Annotated in this window: 11 protein-coding genes; all 11 read right to left on the bottom strand. The window is 30.3% G+C overall.

The window, feature by feature from the left end; genetic code table 11:
* Nucleotides 1-24: 24 nt before the first annotated feature.
* Nucleotides 25-813, bottom strand: a complete 789-nt coding sequence (locus tag KM029_RS23225) for a hypothetical protein (protein ID WP_144076195.1) — start codon at nucleotides 811-813, stop codon at nucleotides 25-27.
* A gap of 171 nt (nucleotides 814-984) precedes the next feature.
* On the bottom strand, nucleotides 985-3,858 hold the full coding sequence (locus tag KM029_RS23220; RefSeq protein WP_144076194.1) for a starch-binding protein: 2,874 nt from the start codon (nucleotides 3,856-3,858) through the stop codon (nucleotides 985-987).
* 307 nt (nucleotides 3,859-4,165) lie between these two features.
* The gene (locus KM029_RS23215) at nucleotides 4,166-4,471 is read right to left on the bottom strand and encodes a ribonuclease H family protein (RefSeq protein ID WP_144076193.1); all 306 of its coding nucleotides are present in this window, start codon (nucleotides 4,469-4,471) and stop codon (nucleotides 4,166-4,168) included.
* 41 nt (nucleotides 4,472-4,512) lie between these two features.
* Nucleotides 4,513-4,863, bottom strand: a complete 351-nt coding sequence (locus KM029_RS23210) for a hypothetical protein (protein WP_144076192.1) — start codon at nucleotides 4,861-4,863, stop codon at nucleotides 4,513-4,515.
* Nucleotides 4,864-5,352: 489 nt separating this feature from the next.
* Nucleotides 5,353-6,327 carry a helix-turn-helix domain-containing protein gene (locus KM029_RS23205; protein ID WP_144076191.1) on the bottom strand — a complete coding sequence of 325 codons (975 nt, stop codon included), beginning with the start codon at nucleotides 6,325-6,327 and terminating at the stop codon, nucleotides 5,353-5,355.
* Between the two features lie 104 nt (nucleotides 6,328-6,431).
* A complete protein-coding gene (locus tag KM029_RS23200) occupies nucleotides 6,432-7,856 on the bottom strand; it encodes a DUF1254 domain-containing protein (protein ID WP_144076190.1) in 1,425 nt (474 codons plus the stop codon).
* 420 nt (nucleotides 7,857-8,276) lie between these two features.
* Nucleotides 8,277-8,885 (bottom strand): MarC family protein, encoded by a 609-nt coding sequence (locus tag KM029_RS23195; RefSeq protein ID WP_144076189.1) that lies wholly within the window; start codon nucleotides 8,883-8,885, stop codon nucleotides 8,277-8,279.
* 371 nt (nucleotides 8,886-9,256) lie between these two features.
* Nucleotides 9,257-9,799, bottom strand: a complete 543-nt coding sequence (locus KM029_RS23190) for a hypothetical protein (RefSeq protein ID WP_144076188.1) — start codon at nucleotides 9,797-9,799, stop codon at nucleotides 9,257-9,259.
* A gap of 221 nt (nucleotides 9,800-10,020) precedes the next feature.
* On the bottom strand, nucleotides 10,021-10,677 hold the full coding sequence (locus KM029_RS23185; protein ID WP_144076187.1) for a DUF4382 domain-containing protein: 657 nt from the start codon (nucleotides 10,675-10,677) through the stop codon (nucleotides 10,021-10,023).
* Between the two features lie 37 nt (nucleotides 10,678-10,714).
* Nucleotides 10,715-11,239 carry a porin family protein gene (locus tag KM029_RS23180; protein ID WP_144076186.1) on the bottom strand — a complete coding sequence of 175 codons (525 nt, stop codon included), beginning with the start codon at nucleotides 11,237-11,239 and terminating at the stop codon, nucleotides 10,715-10,717.
* A gap of 292 nt (nucleotides 11,240-11,531) precedes the next feature.
* Entirely contained in the window at nucleotides 11,532-12,500 is a 969-nt protein-coding gene (locus KM029_RS23175) for a helix-turn-helix domain-containing protein (RefSeq protein ID WP_144076185.1), read from the bottom strand.
* Nucleotides 12,501-12,567: the final 67 nt, after the last annotated feature.

Genomic DNA, 12,567 nt, shown 5'->3' with positions numbered 1-12,567 from the left:
AAATAGGTTGACTTGCTATAATAACTACAGTTTTTTAAATGTTATTGTAGTAAGTAAGCTCTGTCCTTTTAGTTCTTGAGTAAATGACAAATCTGATTCAGAATAAATATAATCCCAACCATACCATTTGGCTATTCTATTTGTAGATTCTGTCTCAATAGATTGATGAAGATCTTTCCCTAACATTAACTGAAAATACCTCACTACTTCTTTTACAGGAGCATATGGGCTATCAATTTTTTCTGAAAAATTATGTTCCCAATCTTTCCCTGTATCAACTTCTAAAGATTTCTTCACATTTCCATTTGCATCGTATTCAAATTCAAAATCAATAAATCCTGATGAGTTTTTGATTTTAATCACTTTACCATCAGCATTTAAAGTGTAGGTCACTTCATCATTGCTAAAATTAGTATTTGTGATTTTTTGAGTGATTGTATTTCCGTTATAAGAAATATTAAAAGTAGGTCCATTTACAACATCAATCTTCGAGATTTGACCATTTGTATAAACTACATTATACTTCTCTCCTTTAAATTCCCCTCCAACAACATGATTATTCTTATCGTATTCGAAAGTTAGAATCATATTTGACTTGTTAGTTTTATAACTAGAAATACGGTACTCTTTGTTGTTGAATTTTGAAGTTTCTGCAATTGGTTCCTCCTCTTTTTTCTTGTCTTCCTCTTTTTTGTCATCTGTTTGAGGTATAGTGTTAGTTGTTGGAGTTACTTCTGGTACAATAACTTCATCTTTATCATTGTTACATGATATACATACTAAAATTGAGAGAGTTATGAATAAATTCTTCATAATAATTATTTAGGTTTTGTTATAGTTTTATACACTTACTAAACAATTAACTTTAAGGTGGTGACAATAGGTTTACGTTAACAAATTTAAATTCGCGAGCTTAAATAAAAAAACGACTCCAATATAACTATTGAAGCCGTTCCCAATCAAATAATCAATTTCTAATCATATTTACTGCTTTATAACTTTCCTAATGTAATTCTCTCCTGCTACTTGCATTTTCACCACATAAACTCCTGATTTTAAATCCATAGGAGCAATATCTAGCTTGTGGTTTCCTGCCGATAATACTTTCTGAATTGGAAGCATAACTTCACCTCCATTTACTGAAAACAATCTTACATCTACAGAACCTTCATTTTCTAATGAGAATTTTATGCTGAAACTATTTGTAATCAGTGTTGGGAATACTGATAATTCTGCTTCAAGAGAGTTTAATCCTAAATCATTTGCACTTGTTCTTGCAGATGAACCTTCAGGGTTTTGGTTGTACCATACTCCATCTTTGTACCATCCTTCCGATGCTCTTGATAAATCTCCTGTTTGCGCTCCACTTCCATTATGGAAAAGTAAATTTGTTGATGTTACTCCTTCAAGAGTATACGTATACCAACCGTTACCTTCGCTACTCATTGCTACTCCAGGCCATGCACTTGCAGACCCGTCTGAAGCTCCCCAATAATGCATTTTTGTGCTATTGCCCCATGAAGATTTGTAGTGAATTGTTAATCCTGATGCTGCCACAGGCTCTTGATCGTGCCACACACCATCTTTATACCATCCGTCTTTATCTCTTGATAAATCTACTGTTTTATTCCCATTGTTATCATGGAAAAGTAGATTGGAAGATACTACTGTTGATGGAAATTGGAATACATACCATCCATTTTCTTGACTCATTTGAACACCCGGCCAAGCTGAACTCTCAAAGCTACCGACTGGAGAAGCTCCCCAATGATGAATTAAGTTTAAACCTTGAACTCTTACTGTAAAACCACCTTCTACAGGTACAACAGTAAAGTTTTTCGTAATTTCTGCCGACTGGTTTCCAGAAGCATCTACTGAATATGCTCTTACCGTTGCATCACTAGATAAAGTAAAAGAAACAGATGATGATACTTGAATTGATGGTGTAGAACCATCCGTAGAGTAGTAAATAATTGGTTGGTCATCGGTGTTATCAGTTGCTGTTAAGGTAACCGATACACTCCCTTGATGTTCTCCTCCATTTGGAGTAATACCCAGAGTTGGGGCTTGAGTATCATCTTCCACAATTGGTTCAGAAACCCAACCGTTATCATACCAAACATCTCCACAAATATTCATTTCATCACCTGTAATTTTACCATTACCACACAACAAAATAAGATTAGTACAGCTTCCTTCTAACGTATATTCGTAATATCCTTCGTATTTAGAAGAGGGTTGCATAGACTCTCCTGGCCACGTTGTAGTTGCAGAACCAACAACACCCCAGAAATATATATTTGGATTTCCACAAGTTGGTTTAAAATAAACTGTCATTGATGGAGCTTCTTCATATGTAAATGTAACAGACTGTACTGCTGATGCTCCATTTTCGTTTATTGCAATTGCTTTAACTGTTTTAGATTCTCCTAACGAGCCACAAACTTCTACACTACTTGTATAAACTGCACTAGATGTAGTTGGTGTTGTTCCATCTAATGTATAATAAATTGTACCTGCAGTAGCAGACATGTTTAAAGTTGCACAACCATCTGCATGGTTACCGCTTGGTGTTTCAATAGTTAATTCTGGTAATGTAACCACAACACCTTTGTCCCAAACTGCATAACCATTTCCGTATGCTCTAAGGTTCCAATCACCTCCTGAAGGAGACCAGTTTCCTCCACCAATTTTCATGGCTACTTTTCCATCAATAATTGCAGCGTAATAGCTATTATCGTCTTGCCCTTGTACATCAATATAAGATGTATTCGTTATACCGTTGTCTTTTCGTACTGCAATTAAGTCAGAAATTGCATCCTTAATTCCGTAATCAAAAAAGTGCGAGTAAAATACAACAGGAATACCTGGATGTGTTAAAATATAAGCGTAACCTTGTAATAACTGACCGTTATCAGAAATATAATTAGGGAATGAATTATCACCATATTCTGATCTTACAGGCTCTGTATCATGGTTTTCTAAGAAAGTAATAGATTGATTTCCTCTAGATCCTGTAATTGAAGGAACACCATTTAGATAATTGTAATTACCTTTTACAGCATCATGCAAAGTATATTTTAAAGGAAAATCAAAAGCTGAAGATGTATTTTGAGTACCGTCTAACCAAGAAACAATTTCGTTGTACGGTTTCCATTGCTCACCAATTGATAAGTACGGATCGGTTGCATTATTGTAAACACTAAAGTAATACGCATTAAAACCGTGTACAAAGTCGTATCTCCATCCATCAAAACCAACATCATTTTTTAACCACTGCATCCATTTAATAATCTCAGTTCTTACAGTTTCTGAGTTATGATTTAAATCTCTTGCAGCTTCATATTGTGTACCTGTATCAGCATCACCACAGGCAGCACCATGTTCATTACTATTTTCTGACCAATTTACTTCATCATCAGAACAAATTGAATTACATCCTCCTAAAGAAGGCTCTGTAAAACCTGCCCAACCAACTGTACCAACTCTGTGGTTAATAACTATGTCGGCAATTGCCTGAACATTATTATTATCTAAGTTTGAAATTAAAGCTCTTAATTCTGCTTCTGTTCCATAATTAGTATTTAAGTCATACCATTTTCTTGGTAAATAACCCGCTCTATCTCCAGCATCTGATGGAGGTGGTAACCAAATTGCATCAAAGCCTGCATTTTTAATATCTCCAACCTGACCATTCAATTTTGTCCACCAATCTTTCTTTGCTGCATCTGCAGCTTCCCATCGGAAACCTTGTAATAATACGTCTCCTCTTCCTGATTCTTGTGCTTCTACGTTATAGCTGGTGATTATAAGTAATAGCGAAATCCATGTAGTTAATTGTAGTAATTTTTTCTTCATTTCAGTTAAATGTAAATAATATAAAAAAGTTGAATAGGTTTAAAAAGCGCTTTCTGTTGTACAATGTTATAAAATGATTAAGTGTTTTGCGTACCATTATAAAATTAATTGGTAAACATAGTATATAAACACGTACCAATACATGAATTGACACCTTTTAATAGATTGAATATCAAATGCTTAAATAAACAACCTGTTAAAAAAAAGAAAAACCTCTTCAGTAGTACCGAAGAGGTTTTATTAAGAACTTAATTTATATTATTACTATGCAATGTCTAAATCATATTACTCTAAATTTTAAAATACTTTAATCTAAAATAGGTTTTAAAACCAAATAAGAAACTACAGAAGATACAGAATAAAGAATATCAACTTCATCAGTATCCTCCTCTGTAAGGTCTTGAATTTTCTTGGCATTTTTAGGATCTGTTAATGATGTACTAAACATAACATCATTTAAATAATGAAAATGGATTGAGTCTAATGCTACAATTTGATTATCTTGATATGCAATCATTGTAGAATCACCTTCAATTTCTATTTTAGGGTCGCCAGATGCTTGTGCAAACTGAGCCATAAAACATGAAATAATTAAGAATATATATTTTTTCATTCTTGAAAATCGTAAAGCTATTTTTATATTGATTATTTAGTTTAGTTACAACTTTTACATGCATTGTAAGCATGATGAAATTTTTTATATTGAAATTTTTCTTCTTTAGAATACTCGCCGTCTTTTTGCTCTAATAGAACGTCAATATCAACTTCCTTCTTTTCTAAAACATTAAAACCTCCTAGCACCATACCTGCTATTGCACCCGTTATTGGAGCCTGAAGTACTAACCCCAATAAAGCACCACCAATTCCTCCTAAAAGGATATTTTCTACTACCGAAGCCGTTTCAATTTCTTGAGTTTCTATAGAAGTAAACTCTTCAAAATATACAGGTTCGTAACCAGTGGTTTCCATTGCCCACGCGTAACATTTATCATTAGTGTCAACCATACTTTCAGATTCCTTTTTTAATTATGATAATCCATTCTATTAATCACTTATAAATAATTAAACCATATCTAAGGTGTTTAGATTATCATAAATTAGTTAGAAAATTACATAATATGTTTTTTGTTTTTAGAGCTAAAAAAATATGATGATGAAAATCAGTTTTTGATAAAAATTTACATTAATGTATACAAAACTCACTAATAATTAGACGTTTATATAGTTGTAAGTTGTGATAAAGAGATCTATTACAATTTCAGATAGTAAAAAAAATAGCCCTAAAACTAACATAATTGTTTTGTTAAAGTGTATGATGATGATAAAGATGTCCTAAATATTTAGGACATCTTTTTTTTATGCTGAAATGTCTAATTAAAAATAGATTTTAGTACGGTTTATTACTGATTTATATATAGAGCATTGAAAATATAACCGTGATAAACTCTAATAAAAAAAGAGTAATTATTACTAATTACTCCTTCTAATTACAGCTTAATAAAGCATTTGTTCTTTCTTAAAATCTTTTGGTGTAATACTATATTTTTTCTTAAATGCTAAAGTAAAATGACTGGAACTCGAAAAACCTAAATCTAGAGCAATCATAGACATTGTTTTCTTACCTTCTCTTAATAACATTCTCGATTTATCTAATCTAACATCCTGATGGTATTGATGAATTGTTGCTCCAAAAATTTTCTTAAATAAAAAGCGGAGCCTACTTTCGGATAAACCACATTCCACAGTAAGATAATCTATACTAACAGGTTTATTTAATGTTGATTTTAAAATTGATCTTGCCTTAAAAACAGGTTCAACATTAAATGGATATTTGTTGTTCTCTAAAAGTTCTTTTCTTTTTGAGATATTTTTAAAATAGGTAAGCACCATATTCTGAGCATATACTTCAATATGTTCATTTTCAAAAATTTCATCTCGTTTTAATTCAAATATTTGAGTAAATAACTCTCTCATTCGAGGGTCAAATTCTTCAAAAATTAAAAATGTTTGATTAGGGTTAAATACCTTTTGTAAATTTTCTGATTGGCTTACAAAGTATTTAAAATAATCTAACTTTATTCGAATTGATATTACTTTAAGATCCTTATTTTTTGGGTACTTCCAGTTTGCCAACCCTAAGGTATTTGAACAAAAAGCTCCTTTAGAATTATACGTATATTTCTTCCCTTCTTCATCATCATCACTATTTATTAAAACACTTTCATCTGCAGGGTCACCAAAAAAAACAGGAATAAACTCATATTCTTCATCCTTCTTTTTACGTTCTATTTCTAATACTTCATGTAGTTTAAATTGAAATCTAAAAACTTCTAATTGATCAGAACATTTATATCCATCAATACTACCAATGCCAATAGCATTATTAAAATCTACTCTATTGTTTACTACTTTAGCTTTAAAAATATCAGCCCAAGCTTTTAATGAAATATCAAAATCTGTTTTTTCCATAATTAAAAATAAAACATGTCTCTTTAAAAAGAGAATCTTCGATATAAAATGAAAGAGAATATTCTATTAATTATAATATTCTTTAGTTTCACAATGCTCAATCACTATATAATAACTTTATTCGAACTATTAATTTTCTTAACACAAGGCAATTTATAATCTGTCGCGAACACCTCTTTTTTAGGCCAATACATTCGTAAAACTAAAGAAAATGTTGCATCACTTGGAATAGGTAACCAATTAATTGATTTATAATTTGATGGTTTATTTGCCTGTAAGTATATGTCTAAAGAACCATCTTTATTAAACTTTAAATGACAACGATCTCCAATGGCATACCTATCCAATTCATTATGCACTAAAAAATCGTTGTTATTATAACAGGTTAACGACCAAAAACCATTTACAGATGGTATTTCATTTTTTGAAAAATGAATTACATAATTATTTTCACCATTTAAATCTTCCAAATTTTTATCCACAGTAGTCATTGGGTAAACTGCATCTTCTGGTAAATTTGCTCCTAAACCAATAGCAGAAATGTACGCTCTATGCTCGTAATTAATGCCATAATTACCAATATCTTTAATATATAAATTCCAAGGCTTTGTTTGTTCTCCATATAAGTTTTCGTCCCATTGTGCCTGTACTTCTTCTGGAATATTACTGTATATTTCTTTCTCTTCATCAGAAAACATCCCTAAAGAAAAACCATCACCAATCTCAAAATCAATTTCTTTAAGTTCTTCAATCAATACCGAATCTGCAGCAGCTGGAGGGTACAGCTTCATTAAATAAGACATCTTTGTGAAAAATTCTTCAATACTTAGTTGCTTTACATAGTCTATTGGCGGTTCTTTCGCTGTATATTTTTCAGAAGAAAAAGAATTACTTCTGTATGTTATTTTTCTATTGCACTTTAAAGGTTTAATGTAAATTTCATCTTGAATATCAGCCACAATAGTTTCTCCATCTTCTTGATTTTGAACTTCGATCCTACCAAGTAACCACACCATATTTGTTGGGCACTTAATTTCTTTTACTCCTTTGGGTAATTTACCAGACCAATTTGGCCCTGTATAAACAAATTTTTGTGCTTTAGTTCCTGTTGTTCTTGTTCCTACGGATGAAAAAACATTGGTATATGCATCTAAGGCGGGAATTAAGTAATATCGTTTTGTAGAAGGCACCGTTACTACAACCGGACCATTACTTAGGTCTAACCAAGCATGTGAATAAAAAGTATCTAGATTTGGTCTTACAACATCCCTGAATTTCCAATCTGGAAAAGTGGATAAATGATCAAACTGATTTGTTTTAGTTTCCGTTTTTGTAAGCATCGCTTTCTTAGAATATTCCATTAATACTAATGGGAATCCAAAGTTATATGCTTTTGTAATTATCTCTTTTCTTCTAGCTATTTCTTGATCGGATACCGAAAATTCTTTAAAGGCGTTCAAACCTACACACGCCATTATTAACGTACCACTAATAAATAATTTACTCTTTAAATTAACTCTAACTGACATCTCTCTACAATTTATTTACATCTAGATAAATTAAACGATTTAACATGAGAAGCAGATTTGTATAAAATGGAAGAAAAGTATAAAAATATGTTTTTGAAAAAAGGTTAGCAAAATATCATTTTATGGTGAAATGAAGTTTTGCTAACCTTAATATTTTTATCTAAAAAAGCTGGATAATGGGTATTTCAAAATTATACACTTCTACTTTTAGTAAGTAGATAGCAGTAGCTACAATTCCGAATATATTCATTAATGTCAGTGCACTATTTAAATAATTCGTTTGATGACTTAACAAGTCTTTTTTCTTATGTAAATATGCTAAATACTTATTTATTAATTCTTGAACGATAAGTGCCATACAAATTAGCAGCATTAGTATGAGTAGATGATTATTTTGAAGTTCCATTTTAATAAGTAAAATTATGTAAGATATTCTGATAAACCCTCAAGTATATTATGAACAGCAACAGCAGATAGTATTAAACCCATAACTCGACTGATAATTGCCGCTCCGCTGTTCCCTATATATTTAAATATTTTTGTTGAGAAAACCATTAATAACCCAGCAGTTGCAACAACAGATAACATTACAAGTACCGTAAGAAATTGCTCCTGAAAACTATATTTATTCTTTTCTGTTAGTAGCATAACAGCAAGTATAGCTCCTGGACTGGCCAAAGAGGGAATGGCCAACGGAAATATCGCTTTATCTTCTTGATTATCTATATGAGAAATCTCTTCCTCTGGCTTACTTTCGCCAAAAATCATGGTTAATGCAAAAAGAAATAGTACAATACCACCTGCTACCTGAAAATCAGACATTGGGATATTAATTACATTTAATATTATCTCGCCTGCAATTGTGAAAAACAGTAGTACACCTGCAGCGGTTAAAGTAGCTTTTTTAGCAATAATGAGCTTCTTAGCATTATTACTTTTGGCTGTAATTGCAATAAATACAGGTATAGTACCTATTGGATCAATTACAGTAAAAAACATTATGAACTTAGTAAAAATAAGATGTAACATTCTTAACTTTTTATGGTTGATTCTACAAAATTAGAAAGGTGAAGCAACTGATGGCATCAAGTATTGCCTTGATTACTCATCAGTTTTATTGCTCCTTTCCCCTTTCTATTATTTTGGACACATGAAAACTCTATTACTACTAACAGAATTACATATACTTATTTTATTTTTAAAGAGAGAAAATACACTATGATCATTAATAAGAGAGAGAGAGTTAAATTATGTCTTAGCACATTGTAACAACAAGAATTAAAACCTTAACTACTAAACTAAAATAGGATCGGTACTTATTTCTTTGTATGCTATATAGTATTCTGTAATACATAACTTATGATTAATATAATTGTTGGTTTGGGTGAATTTCTAAGTACTTAAACTCTTGTAAACATTCCACCGCTATGCTCAAAGAAAAATACTTGTTCTTCTTCTTCTTGTTTTAAATGGACTTTGTAAATTTTTTTATCGCTATTATCAGGACTACTTATTTCTAAAACAGTCATATTCCATGCTAAATATTGATTATCTATCTGGTTAACAATCTCATAAGGTAAATAGCTCTTATTAAAATCTGAAATCACTAAGTATAACGTTCCTTCCTTATCATAATATCTTTCTTCATAACCATCCTCAGTTATGATATCTACCTTATAATAATCTAAAATACTTAGTGTTTCAATAGCCTCTTCATCATATAAATTATAAATTTCTTCTTCTATTAAATCGTAATTAATTGAAACAATTTTACCTATATATAAATGTGGGTCTTCATTATAAACATGATCAACCAATTCACTAATAACAAAATCAGAATCATTAACTTCATTAAACCGTATAGTTTCTGCCGTCTGGCCAAAACTAAATGAAGCCCTTATACTTAGCATGATAACAATTAAAATAGTACTTCCTTTTTTCATTATAAAATTATTTGTATTTCCTTAAACTACTCTTTTATAAACGTGACTATAGTCATCAAAATTTATAAATTCCAACAATAAAATGTCACAATTTGGCTACATTGTAACCTTTTTTATATAAATCTATCTATCAACCAATTAAATAAAAAAAACACCTCCTTACTATTAGTAAGAAGGTGTAATACACTTAACTATATATTTTACTATTCATATATAAAACATTAATCATCATCATTTTCATCATCATCTGTATCTATATCATTATCTACAGTTTCTACAAGCACCATTGTTCCCATTTTTTCTGTTCCAGCAGTGCCTTGCTGTAAATTATAAGAACCATTTCCTTTGCTTACCAGACGTAAGCTATTTGACATATTTAGCTTAATTACATATTTATTACCTTCATCAAAGTCATCTTCATCAGACACTAATCTAAAGTCTAACGCTGTATGTGATAAATGTAAATCAGCTTTATTTCCATCAGATTCAATTACATAATTATTGTCGTAATTTTTATCAAGATATAGTGTTGCAACATCACCAACATCTCCAGAAGGAATTTCTTCGTTCGTCCAAATAAGAGTATCTGTTGATGTAAAGCTTAAAAGATCAATTGAACCTTCATTTCCAACTTTTTCAAAAGTTACTGTATCTCCATTAATACTTAAATGGAAAGATGTTATACCAACTACAACAGAATCGACTCCATCTAAACCATTTCCAGCACCATAAGTAGAGGTATTTGTGTCTAAACCTGTTGCTTGAAGAGAAATGTCTGCAGTTGTTGCAGGAATGTAATTGCTATCAGAATCATTAGTTTGACTACATGATGTTGCTAAAACTGCAGTTGATGCAAGAGCTATTAGGAAATTTTTCATTTTGTATATATTATGTATTACTTTAATAATTTTTTATTTAGAATTTATATCTAACCATTAAAGCAAAGTCGTTTCCTGAATAATAAGAATTGCTTGCCAAGTACCATGTTGGTCTCCAATCAAAACCAATAGCAATAGGAGCTTTAGCAAAAGAGTATTGAACACCTAAATTAGCACCTAAACCAAATGGAGCATATTCTGTAAATTTCACTGCTGCACCAGCACCAACATATAAAGCTAAACCAGGTGCAGATGATACATTAAATATCCAATCGTAATACACGTTAATTCTAAAGTTATTATCGAATGTACCAGTTGCGTGAATTCTGTTTTTTGCAAGATTATATGTGAAATCAATACCAATTTCATCCCAGAATCTAATACCTAATTCCATTTTTCCTTTTGGTGTTTTAGAACCATCTATTGTATTTTGAGGTGTTTGGAATAAATATGATTTATCAGATGATACAAATGAATCTGTAGATGTTTTTGGATCTCCTTCTGCATTTGAAAAGTGGAATAAAAAACACATTGAAATGATTAATAATATTTGTTTTTTCATGATTCTGATTATTTAAAATTTTATATTAAACTTTTTCTTTTTTACTTTTTAGTTACTTTTTCACCTAGATGAAAACTGTGTACCTTTGAAATTTTTATTCTTTAATAATTTCTTAGTACACTTATATAAACTGTATTTTGGAGAGGTAGATTATAAACATTTGATCATAAAATGATAAATATCGATTTTTGGTAATGATTTTAATTACCTAACTATCAATTACTTAAAACAAAAAAAAGACACTTTAACGCTTTGTTAAAATGCCTTCCTTTATATATCTATAATTTATGGTTTACGCCATTGCAAAATGATTATTCTTAAATTGTTTTGGCGTTACTTTATATTGTTTTTTAAATACCATAGAGAAATGACTTGAACTTGAAAAACCTAAATCCATTGCAATCATAGACATGGTCTTACTTCCTTTTCTTAATAAGAAACGAGATTTATTTAATCTTAAATCCTGGTGGTATTGATGTATTGTAGTTCCAAAAACATGTTTAAATAAAAAGCGCAATCTACTTTCACTAATGCCACAATCTTCTGCTAAATTATCTATACTTACTGGTCTATCTAAAGTATTTTCTAAAATAGTTTGTGCCTTAAATACTGGATCTACATTAAATGGGTATTTTTTTGTTTCCGAAATATCCTCTCTTGCTAAAATATTTTTGAAAAATAATAGTAGGAGGTTATTTGCGTAATTTTCCATAAAATCTAAATCAAAAATACCAGTGCCCTCAATACTATGTATTTTATTAAAGAATTCTCTCATCTTAGGGTCAAACTCTTCAAATTCAAAAAAGATTTGTTCTTTGCTTAATACATTTTTAAGTTTTTCAGACTTTTCTACTAAATTATAAAACAACTCCTTTTTAACTTTAAGCGTTACAAATTTTAAATTCTTCTTTACAGGAAATTTCCATTGTAATGACTTATTTACATTAGTACAAAAAGCACCAATAGAATTATTATTAAATTCTTTAACTTTCTCTTCCTTCTCATCCATTGTTAAGGTCTGATCTACAGATTCGCCAAAAAATAAAGGAATAAAATCAACATTATCTTGTTTATTATTAATGTGAAGTTCTTGAGTTAACTCCATATCAAGACGGAACATTTCTATTTCATCAGATAATCTAAAACCTTCTAACTTACCTTTGCCTTTTTCATTATTAAATTGAATTGTATCACCAATTCTTTGACCATCTAATAACTCTTCCCAGTATGCTAGTGTTGACTCGAACTTAAATTTATTCATAATAATAATTTAGATTGATTTAATAAGAGAAATAAACAACTACAAGAAGTGTTTTTTCATTTTACTT

Origin of the sequence: Flammeovirga kamogawensis, assembly GCF_018736065.1 — a bacterium.
GTDB lineage: Bacteria > Bacteroidota > Bacteroidia > Cytophagales > Flammeovirgaceae > Flammeovirga > Flammeovirga kamogawensis.
Note: the sequence above shows the minus strand (reverse complement) of the source record. Positions and strands in the feature narration are given on the sequence as shown.